This is a genomic window from Streptomyces sp. NPDC088766 (assembly GCF_044750845.1).
Lineage (GTDB): Bacteria > Actinomycetota > Actinomycetes > Streptomycetales > Streptomycetaceae > Streptomyces.
In genome coordinates this window covers 15,471-33,699 of sequence record NZ_JBIVKQ010000032.1, presented here as the reverse complement: position 1 = coordinate 33,699, position 18,229 = coordinate 15,471, and the positions used below count along the sequence as shown (strand labels likewise).

The 18,229-nt window shown below is 71.4% G+C and carries 17 protein-coding genes, 1 pseudogene and 1 riboswitch; of the genes and pseudogenes, 12 read left to right on the top strand and 6 right to left on the bottom strand.

Annotated features, from left to right (window positions below; genetic code table 11):
- Positions 1-40: 40 nt before the first annotated feature.
- The 4 genes from ACIP5W_RS32025 to ACIP5W_RS32010 form a co-directional block, all read right to left on the bottom strand.
- Positions 41-175 carry a hypothetical protein gene (locus ACIP5W_RS32025; protein WP_401480945.1) on the bottom strand — a complete coding sequence of 45 codons (135 nt, stop codon included), beginning with the start codon at positions 173-175 and terminating at the stop codon, positions 41-43.
- Positions 176-426: 251 nt separating this feature from the next.
- On the bottom strand, positions 427-1,578 hold the full coding sequence (locus tag ACIP5W_RS32020; protein WP_401480943.1) for an LLM class flavin-dependent oxidoreductase: 1,152 nt from the start codon (positions 1,576-1,578) through the stop codon (positions 427-429).
- Between the two features lie 42 nt (positions 1,579-1,620).
- Positions 1,621-2,187 (bottom strand): NADPH-dependent FMN reductase, encoded by a 567-nt coding sequence (gene ssuE, locus ACIP5W_RS32015; protein ID WP_401480941.1) that lies wholly within the window; start codon positions 2,185-2,187, stop codon positions 1,621-1,623.
- Between the two features lie 178 nt (positions 2,188-2,365).
- Positions 2,366-2,731 carry a hypothetical protein gene (locus ACIP5W_RS32010; protein ID WP_401480939.1) on the bottom strand — a complete coding sequence of 122 codons (366 nt, stop codon included), beginning with the start codon at positions 2,729-2,731 and terminating at the stop codon, positions 2,366-2,368.
- 1,177 nt (positions 2,732-3,908) lie between these two features.
- Between ACIP5W_RS32010 and ACIP5W_RS32005 the strand changes: the two genes are divergently transcribed.
- The 6 genes from ACIP5W_RS32005 (at position 3,909) to ACIP5W_RS31980 (ending at position 9,134) form a co-directional block, all read left to right on the top strand.
- Positions 3,909-4,235, top strand: coding sequence for a winged helix-turn-helix domain-containing protein (locus ACIP5W_RS32005; RefSeq protein ID WP_401480937.1), 327 nt, complete (start codon positions 3,909-3,911; stop codon positions 4,233-4,235).
- Between the two features lie 25 nt (positions 4,236-4,260).
- Complete coding sequence (locus tag ACIP5W_RS32000; RefSeq protein WP_401480935.1) at positions 4,261-5,490, top strand: acyl-CoA dehydrogenase family protein; 1,230 nt, start codon at positions 4,261-4,263, stop codon at positions 5,488-5,490.
- 442 nt (positions 5,491-5,932) lie between these two features.
- The gene (locus ACIP5W_RS31995; RefSeq protein WP_401480933.1) at positions 5,933-6,061 is read left to right on the top strand and encodes a putative leader peptide; all 129 of its coding nucleotides are present in this window, start codon (positions 5,933-5,935) and stop codon (positions 6,059-6,061) included.
- 215 nt (positions 6,062-6,276) lie between these two features.
- Positions 6,277-7,383, top strand: a complete 1,107-nt coding sequence (locus ACIP5W_RS31990) for an aliphatic sulfonate ABC transporter substrate-binding protein (RefSeq protein WP_401480931.1) — start codon at positions 6,277-6,279, stop codon at positions 7,381-7,383.
- A gap of 40 nt (positions 7,384-7,423) precedes the next feature.
- Positions 7,424-8,221, top strand: coding sequence for an ABC transporter ATP-binding protein (locus ACIP5W_RS31985; protein WP_401480929.1), 798 nt, complete (start codon positions 7,424-7,426; stop codon positions 8,219-8,221).
- On the top strand, positions 8,208-9,134 hold the full coding sequence (locus ACIP5W_RS31980) for an ABC transporter permease (RefSeq protein ID WP_401480928.1): 927 nt from the start codon (positions 8,208-8,210) through the stop codon (positions 9,132-9,134). Before ACIP5W_RS31985 ends, ACIP5W_RS31980 begins: the two co-directional genes overlap by 14 nt.
- Positions 9,135-9,399: 265 nt before the next feature.
- On the opposite strand, the gene ACIP5W_RS31975 is transcribed toward ACIP5W_RS31980, so the two are convergent.
- The gene (locus tag ACIP5W_RS31975) at positions 9,400-10,185 is read right to left on the bottom strand and encodes a TSUP family transporter (RefSeq protein ID WP_401480926.1); all 786 of its coding nucleotides are present in this window, start codon (positions 10,183-10,185) and stop codon (positions 9,400-9,402) included.
- Between the two features lie 565 nt (positions 10,186-10,750).
- Positions 10,751-10,860, top strand: a riboswitch (SAM riboswitch).
- 28 nt (positions 10,861-10,888) lie between these two features.
- Between ACIP5W_RS31975 and ACIP5W_RS31970 the strand changes: the two genes are divergently transcribed.
- The 6 genes from ACIP5W_RS31970 to ACIP5W_RS31945 all read left to right on the top strand — a co-directional run bounded on the left by ACIP5W_RS31970 (position 10,889) and on the right by ACIP5W_RS31945 (position 17,230).
- Positions 10,889-11,011, top strand: coding sequence for a putative leader peptide (locus ACIP5W_RS31970; RefSeq protein WP_401480924.1), 123 nt, complete (start codon positions 10,889-10,891; stop codon positions 11,009-11,011).
- A gap of 183 nt (positions 11,012-11,194) precedes the next feature.
- Positions 11,195-12,817 (top strand): ABC transporter substrate-binding protein, encoded by a 1,623-nt coding sequence (locus ACIP5W_RS31965; RefSeq protein ID WP_401480922.1) that lies wholly within the window; start codon positions 11,195-11,197, stop codon positions 12,815-12,817.
- Between the two features lie 3 nt (positions 12,818-12,820).
- Entirely contained in the window at positions 12,821-13,780 is a 960-nt protein-coding gene (locus tag ACIP5W_RS31960; RefSeq protein WP_401480920.1) for an ABC transporter permease, read from the top strand.
- Positions 13,777-14,703: an ABC transporter permease gene (locus tag ACIP5W_RS31955; RefSeq protein WP_401480918.1), complete on the top strand. Its 927-nt coding sequence runs from the start codon at positions 13,777-13,779 to the stop codon at positions 14,701-14,703. The genes ACIP5W_RS31960 and ACIP5W_RS31955 overlap by 4 nt, the downstream gene beginning before the upstream one ends.
- Positions 14,700-16,409 (top strand): dipeptide ABC transporter ATP-binding protein, encoded by a 1,710-nt coding sequence (locus tag ACIP5W_RS31950; RefSeq protein WP_401480916.1) that lies wholly within the window; start codon positions 14,700-14,702, stop codon positions 16,407-16,409. The genes ACIP5W_RS31955 and ACIP5W_RS31950 overlap by 4 nt, the downstream gene beginning before the upstream one ends.
- Entirely contained in the window at positions 16,406-17,230 is an 825-nt protein-coding gene (locus tag ACIP5W_RS31945; RefSeq protein ID WP_401480914.1) for a DUF1684 domain-containing protein, read from the top strand. The genes ACIP5W_RS31950 and ACIP5W_RS31945 overlap by 4 nt, the downstream gene beginning before the upstream one ends.
- Positions 17,231-17,273: 43 nt before the next feature.
- Here ACIP5W_RS31945 and ACIP5W_RS31940 read toward each other — a convergent pair.
- Positions 17,274-17,471, bottom strand: a pseudogene (locus ACIP5W_RS31940) (hypothetical protein); the annotation flags it as partial.
- Positions 17,472-18,229: the final 758 nt, after the last annotated feature.

Below are 18,229 nucleotides of genomic sequence, written 5' to 3'. Positions count from 1 at the left end.
ACACCGCGACGGCGGTGGTCGTCAGAGGCTCAGAAAGCCGTCAGCCTCGACAGAGGGTGCGACAGGCGGCCGTACACAGCGCGCTGTTGACGCGCAGCAGGTCGACGGAGCGGTCCGCGCACAGCAGGACGCGGCCGGGGCGTCGCCGTGCGGCGGTCCCGTCGGCTGCGTACATCGCTGTCACCATCACTTCTCCGGCCCTCAGGCATCTCGGTCTGCGTCGCAAGTTAGGCATGTCCCGAAAAGAATGTCAATGCAAGTGACCACCAGGTGAGACCGCACCCGCGGCCTTCTCGACGGCCGCACGGAACGCACCGGAATCAGCGCGACCGGTCACGAACGTCGGCGCCCGCAGGGCGGGTTCGCCCCGCTCACGCGGGCAGCGGCCCCGGCCCGCCGGCAGCAGGACGAGGCTCATCGCTGAGTTCACGAGCCTGCGGAGGGGATCGCGGCCGCGGGCCGGGCGGCCGGGTCCGTGCGCGTGGCCCGGGTCCACAGTCCCTGAGCGGCGAGGCGCGGCAGGACGTTCTCGCCGAACCAGTACGCCTCCTCCAGGTGCGGGTAGCCGGAGAGGACGAACTCGTCGATGCCGAGCCGGTGGTACTCGGCGATCCGTTCGGCCACCTCGTCGTGGCTGCCGACCAGTGCCGTACCGGCTCCGCCGCGCACCAGGCCGATGCCGGCCCACAGGTTGGGGTGGATCTCCAGTCCGTCGCGGCCGCCGCCGTGCAGGGCGAGCATGCGTTTCTGTCCCTCGGACTCGCTGCGGGCGAGCCCTGCCTGTACGGCGGCGACGGTCTCGGGATCGAAGCCGTCGAGCAGTCGCCGCGCCTCCGCCCACGCCTGCTCGGCGGTGTCGCGGGTGATGACGTGGAGGCGGATGCCGAAGCGGATGTTCCGTCCCTCCTGCTTCGCCAGGGTCCGGATCCAAGCGGTCTTCTCGGCGACGGCGGCGGGCGGCTCGCCCCAGGTGAGGTAGACGTCGGCGTGCCGTGCCGCGACCTCCCCCGCGGCGGGCGAGGAACCACCGAAGTAGATCTCCGGCACGGGGTCGGGCAACCGGGTGAGCCGCGCGTCCTCGACCCTGAGGTGCTCGCCCGCCAGATTCACGGTCCCGCCGTCCCACAGCGCGCGGACGACCTGAAGGAACTCGTCCGTGCGGGCGTAGCGGGCGTCCTTGTCGAGGAAGTCACCGTAGGCGCGCTGCTCGTGGCTCTCCCCTCCCGCGACCACGTTGAGCAGCAGGCGGCCGCCGCTCTGCCGCTGGAAGGTGGACGCCATCTGCGCGGCCAGCGTGGGTGAGACGAAGCCGGGCCGGAAGGCGACCAGGAACTTCAGCCGCTCGGTGTGCCGGCTGACCATGGCGGTGGTCAGCCAGGCGTCCTCGCACCAGGCGCCGGTGGGGGTCAGCGCGCCGGTGAAGCCTAGGTCCTCGGCGGCGCGGGCGATCTGGGTGAGGTAGCCGATGTTCGGCGGCCGGTCGCCTCCGGTCGCGGTGACCGGGGTGCCGTGGCCGCCGCCCACGACGTGGCGGCTGTCGCCGTTGGTGGGCAGGAACCAGTGGAAGGTGAGGCTCACTTGGGGCTCACGCCCTTCGCTCGTCGTCGTCGGCGGTCACGGTCAGGCTGCTCGTCCGGCGGCAGCCGGCAGGGCCGTTCGGCTGCCGAGGGCTTCGGAGAACTGGTCGACGACCTGTGCGAGGGCCTCGGCCGGGCCCGGCGCGACGGTGAGCGTGCCGTCGGTGCCGACCGCGATGTCCTTGTCGAGCGTGAACCAGCCCTGGACGATGTGCGCGGCGCCCATGGAACTGAGGACCGGGCGCAGGGCGTAGTCGATCGCCAGGACGTGTGCCGTGCTCCCGCCGGTCGCCAGCGGCAGGACCGTCTTGCCGGTCAGTCCGTACTGCGGCAGCAGGTCCAGCAGGGACTTCAGCAGCCCGGAGTAGGCGGCCTTGTAGACGGGTGTGCCGATCACGACCCCGTCGGCGCGGGCGAACAGTTCGGCCGCCTCGACGATCGCCGGGTGCCGGAAGTCGGCGCCGAGCAGTGCCTCGGCGGGGATGGTGCGGACGTCGAGCGGGATCACCTCGTGCCCCTGGGCCGCGAGCCGCCGGTCCAGATGGCGCAGCAGGCGGGCGGTACGGGAGGCGGCGGAGGGACTTCCGGATACGGAGAGGACGGTGGCCATGGCGGACCCTTCGGGGGCGTGGGACGGGGGTGGGGTCGGTGCGGGGACGCGGAGCGGACCCCGCACCACGGCGGTGCTGCGGGTCCCGTTCCTGCGAGGGCTGCTTGTCGGACTGGGGCGGTCCGGGCGGGCTGCTTGTCGGACTGGGGCGGTCCGGGCGGGTTGGTCTCGGACTTGGTCACGGCCTCGGCGGGCAGGCCCTGCGGGCCTCGTCGCCGGACAACGGGGTGTGACCGGTCGTCGGGTGCGGGCCGCGGGCCTCCAACCGGCTCGGCCCGGTGGTCAGGTGGATCCGCCGGTGACCGCGGGTGCCCGCCTCACGCTCCGGCTCGGCGACGACGCGCCGGGCCAGGCCGCGCCGCCACTGGGCGGAGTGCGTCCGGCTCCTCCCCCGGACTCCGTCCGTGGGGACCCCCGTCGGCTCGGCCGTGGTCGCGTCGTACCGACGGAAGGCATCGGTACTCCTTGTCGAAGGCGGCACCGGGGCGCGGGGGGTTTCGGAGCCGGCGTTGGTGGCGGCGATGCCGAGGAACTCCGCTGGCATGGGAGATGGCCTTTCTCGAGTCCTCCGGGGCCGTGCGTGGGCGGCGTGCGGGCACGACGGAGCAGCCCAGGGTGCGGCCGGGTGTGACGGCACTTCAGAGGGCTGTAAACCAGGTGGGGAGCAGATCTGATGACGCCGGGGCACGGGCCTTCGGCGGGGTCGGGCCGCAGTCCCGCGTGTCAGGTCTCGCAGGACCGTCCGTCCACGGATTCAGCGTGTGTTCAGCGAACGCGTACGACGGTGCGGCGAGGGAAGCACTCGGCCCGCGACGGGGCACCGTGGGAGGAACGAACCGACCGGACGGCCCTTGGCCGAGTCAGGTGCAACACGCGGCGGACCACACTCGACCGAAGTCGATGTGGTCACGGGTGACCAGGCGCTGCTCGGCATTCATGCGACCAATTGAGCAGCACATCTCGCTTCTCGTCAACTCAGGCCCGGATGATGGACCTGAGTCGGGCAGCTCCGGTGTTCCGCCGCGCGCGGCAGCCGCACCGGTCGCATCGAGGGACGCGGCGAGCACGGTGACGCGAGCCGTCCAGGCCTTCGTGAGGCCCTGGGCCGTCCGGTCGCACTTGTCGCCCGATCGGACGGGGCGAACGCACCCGAGGCCCGTCGGCGGTCGGCGGTCGGCGGTCGGCGGTGACCGGTGAGCCCGCCCACGGTGTTGCGTTCCCTACATTCCCGATCGAATTACTAGGGAAATGTTGACGGCCTGCCCGGCAGGTGCGCAGGATGATGCACATGTCCCCCCCGCAGCAACGACTCGTTCGTCGTCGGCATGTCGACTTTGGTCACGTCGTCAGCGCCGCCTGCTGTCGCCCGTGAGGCACACGGCTCACACGTCGCCCGTGCCACTCCGCTCCTTCTCCTTCCTCCCAGGCGGTCAGGCGAATCCGCCCGCTGCGCCTGGTGGCCCGACACACCCCTGAAGGACGACCGCCATGACCACGGCACTTCCGGCCCAGGCCGCTCCACCGGATTCACCGCTCCCGGACATGCGCCGTCTGCGCCTCGTGGACGACACCACGCAGAGCGGCACGGAGCAAGACGGTTCGCCCCCCCCCTCGTCGGCTACCTCGTACTCGTCCCCGAGGGCACCGATCCCGCCCGGCTCTTCGCCGAGAACGTGACACGGCCGGAGATCCGACCGGTCGCCCACGCGGACCCGTCTCCCGTGCGACAGAGGGGAGTCGGGACCCTGCGCATCGATTCCGCACGGCACGTCGCCGAACTGGACGGACGCGAACTCGACCTCACCTACCTGGAGTTCGGGCTGCTGGCCCATCTGGTTCTGCATCCCCACCAGGTGCACTCGCGCGAGCAGCTGATGTCCGACATCTGGGGCTACGAGCACATCGGCGACGGCCGCACCGTGGATGTCCACGTCGCGCGCCTGCGCCGCAAGCTCGGCAGCGCTCACCGGCACCGGATCGTCACCGTACGGCGCGTGGGCTACAAGTACGTGCCCGACCAGCAGGAAAGCCCCAACACCGCACCCTGATGCCGACCTTGAGGAGACCACCGCCATGGGCGTTGCCACCGCGCCGTCCGGACTCGTCCCGGAATCCGACCGGAGCGGGCCCGGCCGTGCGCTCTGGCTGCGCGTGGCCCGCGAGGCGGCGGACGACCTGGCCACGGACGCGGTGAGCCGGGAGCAGGCGGGCAAGGCCCCCTTCGACGAGGTGTCCCGGCTGCGTGAGGCAGGACTGCTGACGCTCCTGGTACCGGCCGAACTGGGGGGCGGCGGCGCGGACTGGCCCACGGCGTACGCGGTCGTCCGGGAGATCGCCGCCGCCGACGGCGCGATCGGTCAACTGCTGGGCTGTCACTACTTCCTGTCGTGGAACGCCCGGTTCTTCACCGAGCCCTCTCTCGCCGCCCGGATCGAGCGGCAGTCCGCGACGGAGCAGTGGTGCTGGGGCGGCGGTTTCGCCCGCCAAGAACTGCCTCCGACCCTGACCAGGAAGGCCAGGGGCTACACGCTCGACGGTCGTCAGAGCTACGCCACCGGGGTCCTGGTGGCCGACCGCCTCGCCGTGCGGGCCGTGCGGGCCGACACCGGCGAACCGCTCGCCGTCGTCGTCGATCCCGCCCACCACGGCGTCCGGATCGACGGCGACACCGGCACCTTCGGCCAGCGGCTCGCGGCCGGCGGCAGCGTGGAGTTCGACGCCGTACCGGTCGCCGCCCGCGACGTACTCGGTTCCCTCTCCGCCGACGAGGACGTCCTGTCCCCCATGGCTGCTCTCACCTCGCCGGTCGGACGCCTCCTCTCCGTCCAGCTCCTTCTCGGCATCGCCGAGGGGGTGCTCGCCGAAGCCCGCGAATACAGCCGGGCAGGGCACTCGCCCTGGTATCCCGCCCGGCCGGTCGACCACTCCCAGGACCCGCAGGTACTGACCGCCTACGGAGAAATCACCGTCCTCACCCGCTCCGCCTCCGCACTCACCGATCAAGCACTGGAGGCCGTGCACGCCGGGCTGGCACGCGGCGAGGATCTCACCTACGACGAGTACGCGGACATCTCGGTCCTCGTCACCATGGCCGAAGCCGCCGCCTCCCGGGCCGCGCAGGAGTCCACCACCCGCGCCCTCGACATCATCGGCGCCCGCTCCGCCTCCGCACGGCTGGGCTTCGACCGCTTCTGGCGCAACGCCCGGACCCACACCCTGTACGAGCCCCCCGCCCACCGGCTCCGCGACGTCGGGGACTACTTCCTCAACGGTGCGCACCCTCCCTTCGTCCTGCCCGTCTGACCCGGAGGTCACGGGGCGCAGGATCGCCGGATCGCCGGATCGCCGGATCGCCGGATCGCCGGATCGCCGGCAGAGCCCGCTCGGCCGTCCGCCGAGTCCGAAACCTCGTCGCGCGCCTGCGCGTCGGTCCGGATCTCCGGGCCGGCGCCGGCTGCGCCGTCGGACGCTGAACCCGCCGGCGGACGCCGCTCTCCACCACCGCATCTCGCAGTCGGGCTGCCACGGCCATGCCGCTGTCGGCGGCAACTCACGGCCCGGCCGCCCGCCGACATGTCCGCGTCGACCAAGGCCCCGGCGCCCGGACAAACCCCCTGACGCACCGAGCCACCCACCGTCTGTCCCAAATAGCGAGAAGGGGTTGTTCACCATGTGAACACCCCCTTGGGGTGGGCGCCACCTTCTGCCACGATCCCCATCAACCAGGTAGGAATACTAGGGATCGATGGGGGTGGCCATGCGAACGCTCGACCGCACGAGCCGGATGCTGCCCCTTCTGACGTCGCGTCGTCACATCGACCTCGTCCGTACGTCCAGTGCCATCTGTCGGCCCCTCCGACGCAGCAGCACCTGACCCCCTCCGAACCAGCACGGCCTCCCCGTCCGCTCCGGCTCCGTCGGCGGACCGGACGCCTTCGGCCGGCTGCGCCCCGGCGTTCCACTTCTCGGCACGGGCCGGCATGCCTGCCACCGACGGCCGAGGGGTGGGGGTGCCGGCGCGTGCCGACAAGCAGTCGCCCCGCCTTCTCGTACCTCCCTGTTCACCCAATTCCCCGAAAGGACACCTCCGTGTCTGCCGCGAGACCGCTCACCACCCTGCGCACCATCGCCGTCATAGCCTCGCTCCCCGTGCTGCTGACCGCCTGCGGGTACGGCTCCGAGTCGACCGACGAGGGCGGGAAGAGCGCGGTCGCGGCCGGCGCCGAGAAGCTCTCCGCCGACGAGGTGAAGATCGGCTACTTCCCCAACCTCACGCACGCCACCGCTCTCGTGGGCGTCCAGGAGGGGCTGCTCCAGAAGGAGCTCGGCGGGACCACGATCAAAGCCTCGACCTTCAACGCCGGTCCCTCCGAGATCGAGGCGCTCAACGCCGGCTCCATCGACATCGGCTGGATCGGCCCCTCCCCCGCCATCAACGGCTACACCAAGTCGGACGGCAAGAACCTGCGCATCATCGGCGGTTCCGCCTCCGGCGGCGTGAAGCTCGTCGTCGACCCGAAGAAGATCAAATCCCTGGACGACGTCAAGGGCAAGAAGATCGCCACCCCGCAGCTCGGCAACACGCAGGACGTGGCGTTCCTCAACTGGATCGCGGACAAGGGCTGGAAGGTCGACGCCCAGAGCGGCAAGGGCGACGTCTCCGTCGTCCGCACCGACAACAAGATCACCCCCGACGCCTACAAGTCCGGTTCCATCGACGGCGCCTGGGTGCCCGAGCCGACCGCGTCCAAGCTGGTCGCCGAGGGCGCCGAGGTGCTGCTGGACGAGTCCGACCTGTGGCCCGACAAGAAGTTCGTGATCACGAACATCATCGTGTCGCAGAAGTTCCTCAAGCAGCACCCGGACGTCGTCGAGGCCGTACTGCGCGGCTCGGTGAAGACCAACGAGTGGATCAACGCCAACCCGGACAAGGCGAAGGCGTCCGCCAACACGGCACTGGAGAAGCTGTCCGGCAAGGCGCTGCCCGCCGGCGTCCTCGACCCGGCGTGGAAGTCCGTCACCTTCCTCGACGACCCGCTGGCCGCCACCCTCGACGCCGAGGCGGAGCACGCGGTGAAGGCCGGCCTGCTGGAGAAGCCCGACCTGAAGAGCATCTACGACCTCACCCTCCTCAACAAGGTCCTCAAGGCCGAGGGCAAGGACACGGTCGACGACGCCGGTCTCGGCGCCCGGTAAGGACGACCGGACCCGATCACGTTCCCAGGAGGTGACGACCATGACGACCACGATCGCCAAGACTGCCGAGGACGCCACGGCGGCCGCGCACGCCGCCCGGATCGAGCACGTCTCGAAGTCCTTCCGCGTACCGGGCACGCCCGGCGGACAGCAGCTCGTGCTCGACGACATCACGCTCGATGTCGCACCGGGCGAGTTCGTCACCCTCCTGGGGGCCTCCGGCTGCGGCAAGTCCACCCTGCTCAACCTGGTCGCGGGACTGGACCGGCCGTCCGCCGGCTCGATCGACACGGACGGCCGGCCCGCCCTGATGTTCCAGGAACACGCCCTGTTCCCGTGGCTGACCGCGGGCAAGAACGTCGAACTCGCCCTGAAACTGCGCGGAGTCGCCAAGCAGGAACGCCGGCAGGAGGCGGAACGGCTGCTGGAACTCGTACGGCTGCAGGACGCGTACCGCAAGCGGGTGCACGAACTGTCCGGCGGCATGCAGCAGCGCGTCGCCCTGGCCCGTGCGCTGGCCCAGGACAGCCGGCTGCTGCTGATGGACGAACCGTTCGCCGCACTGGACGCCATCACCCGTGACGTACTGCACGACGAGCTGACCCGCATCTGGAGTGAGACGGGACTGTCGGTGCTGTTCGTGACGCACAACGTGCGGGAGGCGGTGAAGCTGGCGCAGCGGGTGGTGCTGCTGTCCTCACGGCCGGGGCGCATCGCCCGGGAATGGACCGTCGGCATCCCGCAGCCGCGCCGCATCGAGGACAGCGCGGTCGCCCGGTTGTCCCTCGAGATCACCGAGGAACTGCGTGAGGAGATCCGCCGCCATGGCCGGCACTGACACCGGCGTCGACATCGCGAAGGGCGGCTCTCCCGCAACCGGGGAGCCCCAAGATCCCCGTGACCTGACGGGTCTGGAGGCCGGGCTCGACGCGCTGGACTCCGTACGGACCGGTCGTACGCCGCTGCGCGAGACGCTGACACGCAAGGTGCTGCCGCCCGTCACCGCCGTCGCACTGGTGCTGGTGGTCTGGCAGCTGCTGGTGTGGGCCGAGATCGCCCCCGCCTACAAGCTGCCCCCGCCGTCGGCGGTGGGGGACGAGGTGACCGCCGCCTGGCGGCAGGGCACGCTGCTCGACTACATCTGGACCAGCGTCTCGCGCGGTCTGCTCGGCTTCCTGATGGCCCTCGTCATCGGTACGCCGCTCGGCCTGCTGGTCGCCCGGGTCGCCTTCGTCCGGGCGGCGATCGGCCCGATCCTGTCCGGCCTGCAGTCGCTGCCGTCGGTGGCCTGGGTGCCCCCCGCCGTGATCTGGGTGGGCCTGAACGACTCGATGATGTACGCCGTGATCCTGCTCGGCGCGGTCCCCTCCATCGCCAACGGCCTCGTCGCGGGCATCGACCAGATCCCCCCGCTGTTCCTGCGCGCCGGCCGGACACTGGGCGCGACCGGGCTGCGCGGGGCCTGGCACATCGTGATGCCCGGGGCGCTGCCCGGCTACCTGGCGGGGCTGAAGCAGGGCTGGGCGTTCTCCTGGCGGTCGCTGATGGCCGCCGAGATCATCGCCTCCTCGCCCGATCTGGGCGTCGGCCTCGGCCAGTTGCTGGAGAACGGGCGGAACAACTCCAGCATGTCGCAGGTGTTCCTGGCCATCTTCCTGATCCTGCTCGTCGGCATCGCCATCGACCTGCTGATCTTCAGCCCGCTGGAACGGTGGGTGCTGCGCGGCCGGGGCCTGCTGGTCACCCGCTGAACCAGCGGATCGCGCCCGCCACGGACACCCGCCCGGCAGCGCCGCCCCGCCGCGCCGCCCCCGGCGCACGGCACCGGCTCCGCGGAGGCGGGCATCACCCCCACGGCGGAGCCGGCCGCGCTGTGCGCGCAGGAGACGGCCCCGGCCGCACGTGTTCCACGGTGTGCCGGCCCGGTCCGCCGCGCGGGGAGCGACAGCCCGGGTTCGCCGTCAGTGGCGGTTCCCCCCTGCGGCCTTCGGCGGGGGACCCCGCCCGTCGCGGGGGTCAGCTGAGCGCGTCGATCGCGTAGAGGGCGCCGAGGGCGGTGGCGAGGGTGCCCAGCAGCAGACGGAGGAGCGTTTCGGGCAGACGGGGCTGGAGGCGGGCACCCAGGTAGCCGCCGATGAGGCCGCCGAGGCCGCAGGCCAGGCCGAGGGACCAGTCGGGGGCGATGCTGCCGGTTCGGGCCAGGGACAGCAGCGCGTAGGTGGAGGCTCCGACGACGGACGTGGCGAAGGTGGAGGCGAGCGCGGCGGGGGCGACCTTGGCGACAGGGACCCCGCGGCCGGCCAGGACGGGGCCGAGGATCGAGCCACCGCCGATGCCGTAGATCCCGCCCACCACCCCGACGGCGAGCGCGAGGCCGGTGACCGTCCGGGGCGCGGGCTCGGGGCGCGGGCTCTCCAGGTGCGCGGGGCGGAGTGTCCCGGTGATCAGCCAGAGGCCGAGCGGCAGCATCAGGGCGGCGATCAGGAGCCGGAAGACGTGGGGGCCCGGCAGGGCGAAGACGCGGATGAACGCGCCGAGGACCACGCCGGGGAGCGTGCCCGTCACCAGCCGGCGGACGAGCGGGCCTCGCAGGGCACCGGCACGCCGGTAGCGCAGGAGGGCACCTGGCCCTGCTACGACGTTGTAGAGAAGGTTCGTGGGGGTGACGGCCGGGTCGGGGACAGCGAACACGCTCAGTTGCACCGGCAGCAGGAAGACGGCTCCGGACACCCCGGCCGGGGCGGTCACCACGGCGATCAGCAGGCCGACCACGACGCCGGCCGCTCCCAGTCCCCACTCCACCCGGTTCCCCCTGCGCGCGTGTCAGCCGATGCGGACCCCGGCTCGTGCCCCGAGGAGAGCGTAGAGCGTCTCGCCGACGTGACGGCGATGAGGCCGATGCCGGTCGTGGCCGGGCGGCGGCCGCCGCCGTGGACGGGGTCACCGGTGTCGGCGACCGGTCCCGACCGCGGTACGGGCACCGAGCGCCCTTCCCCTGCCGCAGCCGGGTGCGCGCCGGTACCCGCCGAGCAGGCCGGACTCGTCGAGTTCCGCCGCATCGCGGAAGCACGAGCCGGAAGGGACCGCGTCACCGGTGGTGCGACGAACAGCGGGTCGGCCGGTCAGTACGCCTCACGCCGCAAGCAGGTCCGGCAGTTGTCCCGTCGCGCGATCACCGGAACACCGTCGGGGCCCTGTCGAACACGCACGTCGGGCACACCTCGCCGCACCGGTCGCGTCCGATGCGGCGGTCACCTTCGACGATCTCGATCACGCGGCCCGGCCTCCTGCGACCGCCGACCGACGCGGCTCGGACTGCGGCCGGCTCCATTGACGGATCACGGCGGCGATCGGTAAAGTTTCAAGTGGCATTGAGTGTCAGCGTGAAGCCCTGGCTTGCTGACCGGCAACCCTCCGACGCGGTGGGGTGCTCCAGGTGAAAGCCCGGCCGGGTCGCCCACCCGGCAAGCGCGTGGCCCCGTGACAGGGCCTGGACCACGGAGGAATGAGCGTGCGGCACAGCAGCGTCTCGAGTCCCTCCATCACGGCCGTGGCGGCTCTCTCCCGATTCTCCCGCCGACGCCACATCGACCTGCAGCGCATCACCACTTGCCTGTGTCGTGGCTGACCGAGTCCCGTCGGCTGTCCGAGGACGTTCACCGCTGCCTCTGACGCCCGCGGCAACCTCCTGATCCTTCCCCGCCCCACGCCCTTTGACCGTGTCGCTCTTTCCCGGGAGCGACACCGTCCACGCCTCTCCATGTCCGCACGGAAACGTGCGTGACGGCTTTCGAGTAGGAGAAATCATTCCGTGATACCGCATCCGGATTCCCGCCCTGCCCGACGGGCGGCACTGACCGCGCTCCTGACAACCAGTGTGCTGCTGACCGCATGCTCGTCCGGCGGCGGCAGCGGTTCGAGCAACGACAGCGGCCGGGCCCGGTCCGGCGGCACACTGACCTTCGCGGTGGGCTCCGACGCCGGCTGCGTGGATCCGCAGCAGGTCGCCAGCAACGACACCGTCTACTCGCTGCGCCAGATCGTCGACTCCCTGACCGACCAGGACCCCGGGACCGGCAGGATCGTGCCGTGGCTGGCGAAGAGCTGGGACATCAGCCCGGACACGACGACCTTCACCTTCCACCTCAGATCCGGTGTCACCTTCAGCGACGGGACACCGCTGACCGCGCAGGTGGTCAAGGACAACTTCGACGCGGTACCGAAGCTGGGCGCCCTGGGGGGCCTGGCCCAGGGGTACCTGAGCGGCGTGGAAAGCACCTCCGTGGTCGGCCCGCTCACCGTGCGGGTGAAGTTCAAGCAGCCCAACGCCCAGTTCCTGCAGGCCACTTCCACGTTCTCACTGGGCATCGAGTCGTCGGCGAGCGTGAAGAGGTCCCCGCAGCAGAAGTGCAGCCGGGGAATCGCCGGCAGCGGCCCGTTCACGCTGAAGCAGTACGTGCAGAACCAGTCGATCACCTTGGCCAAGCGCGCCGATTACGACTGGGGTTCCTCGCTGTGGACCAAGAAGGGCGCGGCGTACCTCGACAAGCTGGTGTTCAAGGTGGTGCCCGAGGCAGGGGTGCGCACCGGCAGCCTCCAGTCCGGTCAGGTGGACGCGATCAGCAGCGTGGGCAAGGCCGACGAGGCGGCGCTCAAGGGCGCTCACGTGGACCTGCTGCGGCGGGCCAACCCGGGCAACGTGTTCCACCTGGGGCTGAACAACTCCCGGCCGCTGCTCAAGGACGTGAAGGTGCGTCAGGCGATCCTGTTCGCCATCGACCGGCAGCAGATCGTCGACGCCGTGTTCCCGACCGGTACGCAGCCGGCCACCAGCATCCTGGCGCACACCACACCGGACTACGCCGACCTCGGCCCGGAGCTGGCCCACGACGCGGCGAGGGCGAAGTCCCTGCTGGACTCGGCCGGCTGGAAGACGGGCAGCGACGGCATCCGGACGAAGAACGGCGGCAGACTGAGGCTGTCCGTCACGTGGTTCGCCAACGCGGCCACGAACCAGCCCGCACTGGAGCTGATCCAGCAGCAGCTCAAGGCCGTCGGCATCGACGTGGTGCTCGAGGAACGGCAGATCACCCAGTTCGCCCCGACGCTGCAGTCCGGCGACTTCGACGCCGTGTGGGGCAACCTGACCCGGGCCGACCCGGACATCCTGCGCAGCCAGTACTCCACCCGGCTGGCCAACTTCTACCACCTGCCGGCGAGTCCGCTGGACTCGCTGCTGACCCAGCAGGCGGCCACCACCGATGCGGCCAAGCGCAAGCAACTGGTCGGCCAGGCACAGCGGTTGATCGTGCAGAACGCGTACGTGGTGCCGGTGGTGGAGCTGCAGACCCAGCTCGGGGTGGCGAAGAAGGTGCACGGCCTCGGCCTCGAGGCCTCCAGCCGGATCCAGCTGCACGACACCTGGATCGGCTAGCGCATGCTCCACTACGTGATCAAACGCGTCGCGCAGGCGCTCGGAGTGCTGTGGGCGGCCTACACGGTCTCGTTCCTGGTGCTGGACTTCCTGCCCGGTGATCCGGTGTCGGCGATGGCCGGTGCCGGAGCGGACTCCGCGCAGATCGATCCGGCGCAGCTCGCCAGGCTTCGGCACGAGTACGGCTTCGACAAGCCGGTACTGGCGCAGTACGCCGACCACCTCGGCAACGCGGTGCGCGGGGACTTCGGCGACTCGGTCTCCACCGGCCGTTCGGTGACCTCGACCCTGGGCGACGCACTGCCGCAGACCCTGGCGCTGACCGGTACGGCGCTGGTGCTCGCGGTGGTCCTCGGCGGCGGTCTCGCGGTGCTGGCGACCTGCACCTCGCAGCGGTGGCTGCGGCAACTGCTGCTGTCGTTGCCGCCGCTCGGCGTGTCGGTGCCGACCTTCTGGGTGGGGCTGCTGTTCGTCGAGCTGTTCTCCTTCCGGCTGCGGTGGTTCCCGGCGTTCGGCAACGACGGTCTGCGGGGCCTGGTGCTGCCGGCGCTGACACTGGCGATCCCGACCGGTGCGCAGGTCGCACAGGTGCTGGCCAAGAGCCTGCTCACGGCCCTGGACCAGGCCTATGTGGAGACCGCCCGGGCCAAGGGCGCGGGCAGGTGGCGGATCCACCTGCGGCACGCTCTGCGCAACGCGTCGTTGCCGGCGCTGACGGTCGTCGGGCTGCTGGCCGGGCAGCTGATCGCCGGTTCGGTGGTCGTCGAGACCGTGTTCTCCCGCGACGGCCTGGGCCGGGTCACGGCGGCCGCGGTCACGGCCCAGGACATCCCGCTGGTCCAGGGAGTCGTGGTGTTCGGGGCACTGATCTTCGTGCTGGCCAACCTGGCCGTCGATCTCGTCTATCCGCTTCTCGACCCGCGGATCGTGGTGGCCTCCGGAAGGAAGGGGAGTTTCGCATGACCCGGTCCCTTGTCGACGACGTCACCACCGGTGCCGCGCCCGGCTCGGCGCCACCGGTCGAACCCGGCATCGGCCCGAGTCCCGGGCGAGGTCCCGAACTGCGGCGCGTCCTGCGGTTCTTCCTGCGCCGCCCCGGTCTGCTGGCATCGGTCCTCGTCGTGGTCCTCGTGGTGCTGGCGGCGTTTCGGCCGGGGACGTTCACCTCGCGGGACCCGCTGGACGGGGTGCCGTCGCAGAACTTCCGAAGCCCCGGCGGCGCGCACTGGTTCGGTACCGACGAGCTGGGACGCGACCTTTTCTCCCGGGTGGTGCACGGTGCGCAGCTGTCGCTGAAGGCCACGCTGATCGCGGTGGCGGTCGCCTTCGTGGTCGGCGGTCTGCTGGGCCTGGTCGCCGGATTCGTGGGCCGCTGGGTCGACGACGTGCTGATGCGCTTCGTCGACGTACTGCTGTCGATCCCGGCGCTGTTCCTGTCCCTCGCACTGGTCACGGCGCTGGGCTACGGAACGGTGAAGGTCGCGGTCGCGGTCGGGGCGGCCGGCGTCGCCGGCTTCGCCCGGGTGACGCGCGCGGAGGTACTGCGGGTGCGGCAGGCGGTCTTCGTCGAGGCGTCGCGATCATCCGGGTCCCGCTGGTACTCGGTGCTGGGCAGGCACGTGCTGCCCAACGCGGCAGGCCCGGTGATCGTCCTGGCCACACTCGACTTCGGCGCCTCCGTCCTGGCCGTGTCGTCGCTGAGCTTCCTCGGTTACGGGGCGCCGCCCCCCGCACCGGAGTGGGGCACGTTGATCTCCGACGGGCGCAACTACCTGGCGAACGCCTGGTGGCTCACCGCACTGCCCGGCCTGGCGATCGCCGCGACCGTGCTGGCCACCAACCGCATCGCGCGGGCGCTGGACGGCGAATGGTCCCGACAGCGATGACCGGCCCCACGACGAACGACCCCGGAACGGGTGGGAACTTGACGAACACACCGGAACCACTGCTGGAGGTAAGGGGCCTGTCGGTTTCGTACCGCACCCGCGGCGGCACGGTGCAGGCCGTGCGCGGCGTCGACCTCGACGTACGGCCGGGCCAGGTGACCGCGGTGGTCGGCGAGTCCGGATCCGGCAAGAGCACGACCGCCCATGCGATCGTCCGGCTCCTGGCGGCGAACGGCAGCATCGACGCCGGCACGGTCCGCTTCGGCCGGCACGACCTCGCCTCGCTGTCCGAACGCGATCTGCGCACCGTACGCGGTGCGCAGATCGGCCTGGTGCCCCAGGACCCCACGGTGTCGCTCAACCCGGTCAAACGCATCGGTGAGCAGGTCTCGGAGGTGCTGCGCATCCACGGGCTGGCGACCCGCCGCTCCGCTGCGTCGGAGGCGATCGCGATCCTGGACCGGGCCGGGCTGCCCGACGCGGCCACCCGCGCCCGGCAGTATCCGCACGAGCTGTCCGGCGGGATGCGGCAGCGTGCCCTGATCGCGACGGCCATCGCCGGCCGGCCGAAGCTGATCATCGCCGACGAGCCGACCAGCGCACTGGACGTCACCGTGCAACGGGTCATCCTCGACCACCTGCAGCATCTCACCGAGGAGTCCGGCACCGCCGTTCTGCTGGTGACCCACGACCTCGGCGTCGCCGCCGACCGGGCACAGCGGATCGTGGTCATGTCCGGGGGCCGGGTCGTCGAGGCCGGTCCGACCCGTGACGTCCTCGACGACCCGCGGCACGAGTACACCCGGCGGCTGCTGGCCGGCGCGCCGAGCCTGGCCACGGCCCGCCCCCGGGCCACGGTCACGACACCGTCCGCCGCCGAGGCGGCGCCGCTGGTCGAGGTCCACGGCGTGGTCAAGGAGTTCCGCCTCCCCCGCTCCAAGGGCTCGGCGCGCAGTGTGCGCGCGGTGGACGACGTCAGCTTCACCCTCCACCGGGGCCGCACGCTGGCCCTGGTCGGCGAGTCCGGATCCGGGAAGTCCACCACCGCCCGGCTGGTGCTCCGTCTGACCGACCCGACCGCCGGGCGCGTCGTGTTCGACGGCACCGACGTCACGGCCGCGCGCGGGTCACGGGTGAGGCAGTTGCGCCGCCGGGCCCAGCTCGTCTACCAGAACCCGTACGCCTCGCTGGACCCGAGGTTCTCCATCGGCGAGGTGATCACCGAGCCGTTGCGTGCCTTCAAGGTCGGCGACCGCGCCTCCCGGCTCGCCCGGGCCCGGGACCTGCTCGATCGGGTGGCGCTGCCGGCGTCGACGCTGGAGCGCCGCCCGGCGGAGCTGTCCGGCGGCCAGCGGCAGCGCGTGGCGATCGCCCGCGCGCTGGCGCTCTCCCCCGACCTGGTGGTCTGCGACGAGCCGGTGTCCGCGCTCGACGTGTCCGTCCAGTCCCAGGTCCTCGACCTGCTCGCCGAACTGCAGGCCGACACCGGGGTGGCGTACCTGTTCATCTCGCACGACCTGGCCGTCGTACGCCAGATCGCGCACGAGGTCGCCGTCATGCGGGCCGGCCGCATCGTCGAGAGGGGTACCGCCGAAGACCTGTTCGTCCGCCCCCGCCACGCGTACACCCGCGAGCTGCTCGCGGCGATCCCCGGCGGCCGTTACGCCACGGCCGCATCCGACCCTTTGGAGAAGAAACACACATGACCCTTCAGGACACCACCGCAGAGCTGTCCGCCTTCACCCGCGACTGGCAGGAGTGGCACTCCGGGCGGGAGGCACGACTCGCCGACCCCCACGGGTTCCTCGCGGTCACCGGCCTGCACTGGCTCGGCAACGAGCCGCAGCGCTTCCGGGACGCTCCGGGCGCCTGGTCCACCGGCACCGACGGGGTCGTCGTGGTCCTCGACGACGGTGAGGAACTGGTCGTGGGCGGAACCCCCGTCCGCGGTGAGCACCGCTTCGGGGTGCTCCCGGAGCGCGGCGGAGTCGACGCGGTCTGGGGCGACGCCGTGATCGAGGTGGCCAAGCGCGGCGGACACGACATCGTCCGTCCCCGGCACCCGGACGCCCCCCTGCGCTCCGCCTTCACCGGCACGCCCGCCTACACCCCGCATCCCCGCTGGGCGGTGACCGGCCGCTACACCGCCTTCGACGAGCCGCGGCCGACGACCGTGGGTGCGGCGGTCGAAGGCCTTGAACACGTGTACGACGCGCCGGGCCGGGTCGAGTTCGTGCTGGAGGGACGCCCCCTGACGCTGACCGCGTTCCCCGGACACGGCCCGGGGAGCCTGCTGGTGCTGTTCACCGACGCGACCTCCGGGGTCACCACCTACGCGGCCAACCGGGCCCTCGCCCTCGACCCGCCCGCCGCCGACGGCACGGTCGTCCTGGACTTCAACCGGGCGACGAACCTGCCGTGCGCCTACACCGACCTGGCCACCTGCCCGCTGCCGCCGGCCGAGAACCGGCTGCCCGTGGCGATCGAGGCCGGGGAGAAGATCCCCCGCGAGCGGGGCGGTTCCTGAGCATCCGGCGCCACCGGGACGACCGCGACCAATCGGACTCCGTCTGTCGTCGAACCCTGTCGGCAATCGCGGCTGGGATCTCCTTGGCCGACTCCGGGAACCGGGCCTCCACCTCGAAGGACTTCAGCAGCAGCGCGAACCCGAGACGGGTCGCACCCGGCTTGTTCCGCACCTTCTTCATGTCGTCCTCGAGTGGCGTCCGGACCTCGATCAGGTCCTCCGGCCCCCAGCCCTGCCGCACCCGGGGGGGGGAACCGACGTCGTAGCGAAGCCGGGCAGGTCCCAGGCCTCCACATCGTCACGGGACAGGTACCTGCGGGCACCGTCCCACACACGGTGGGTGTCCGGAACGCCGTGGATCAGGATTGCGGGCATGAAGGTGACTCCTTCGTGAGGAGAAAGTGCCTGCCGGCGAGGTGCGGTCCCGTGGCCGGCCGCGAAGTCTCGGATGATGTGCCGTCGGCAAACATACGTTGTGTCACGTCCGGCCGTGGAAGGTCCTGTCCGGTCACGGCCTCGCTCACACGGTGGAAAATTGTCGCCAGGTGGTGTCGAGGTGGACCGGTAAGGGGATGTGAGGTCGGATCACATCGCTGCCGACAGATCTCGGTGCGGGCGGCGGACCTCGTGGGCGACCGGCCCCGTTCCGTCCTGCGGCAGCAGGTGCGTTTCACCGTATGGACCGGACAGGAGACACTCCCGTGACGCCTCCGCCCGCGACCGCCGGAGGGAGACGCACACCACACACCGTAAATATGAATCTTAAAAGCAAGTTAGCTACGATGCGGTTGTGCGACTGACCAAGTACACGGATCCGGCGTTGAGGGCGGCGATGCGCCTCACCGTCGTCGAGGGTGGTGAACTGCCGACCGCCCGGGAGATCGCCTTCGCCGTGGGGGGGGGCGGGCCCCCCCCCGCCCCCGCCCCCCCGCACCCTCAGGCCACACGGGGGGGGGCATACCCCCCCGGGCGCCACCCCCCCCCCCACCCCACCCGGTC

Bases quoted from the DNA above. Each gene is read 5' to 3' on its own strand.
- ssuE (WP_401480941.1), bottom strand. From the start codon at position 2,187: ATGGCCACCGTCCTCTCCGTATCCGGAAGTCCCTCCGCCGCCTCCCGT.
- ACIP5W_RS31985 (WP_401480929.1), top strand. From the start codon at position 7,424: ATGACGACCACGATCGCCAAGACTGCCGAGGACGCCACGGCGGCCGCG.
- ACIP5W_RS31955 (WP_401480918.1), top strand. From the start codon at position 13,777: ATGACCCGGTCCCTTGTCGACGACGTCACCACCGGTGCCGCGCCCGGC.
- ACIP5W_RS32000 (WP_401480935.1), top strand. From the start codon at position 4,261: ATGGGCGTTGCCACCGCGCCGTCCGGACTCGTCCCGGAATCCGACCGG.
- ACIP5W_RS31945 (WP_401480914.1), top strand. From the start codon at position 16,406: ATGACCCTTCAGGACACCACCGCAGAGCTGTCCGCCTTCACCCGCGAC.
- ACIP5W_RS32010 (WP_401480939.1), bottom strand. From the start codon at position 2,731: ATGCCAGCGGAGTTCCTCGGCATCGCCGCCACCAACGCCGGCTCCGAA.
- ACIP5W_RS31970 (WP_401480924.1), top strand. From the start codon at position 10,889: ATGAGCGTGCGGCACAGCAGCGTCTCGAGTCCCTCCATCACGGCCGTG.
- ACIP5W_RS32025 (WP_401480945.1), bottom strand. From the start codon at position 175: ATGTACGCAGCCGACGGGACCGCCGCACGGCGACGCCCCGGCCGCGTC.
- ACIP5W_RS31960 (WP_401480920.1), top strand. From the start codon at position 12,821: ATGCTCCACTACGTGATCAAACGCGTCGCGCAGGCGCTCGGAGTGCTG.
- ACIP5W_RS31980 (WP_401480928.1), top strand. From the start codon at position 8,208: ATGGCCGGCACTGACACCGGCGTCGACATCGCGAAGGGCGGCTCTCCC.
- ACIP5W_RS31950 (WP_401480916.1), top strand. From the start codon at position 14,700: ATGACCGGCCCCACGACGAACGACCCCGGAACGGGTGGGAACTTGACG.
- ACIP5W_RS31995 (WP_401480933.1), top strand. From the start codon at position 5,933: ATGGGGGTGGCCATGCGAACGCTCGACCGCACGAGCCGGATGCTGCCC.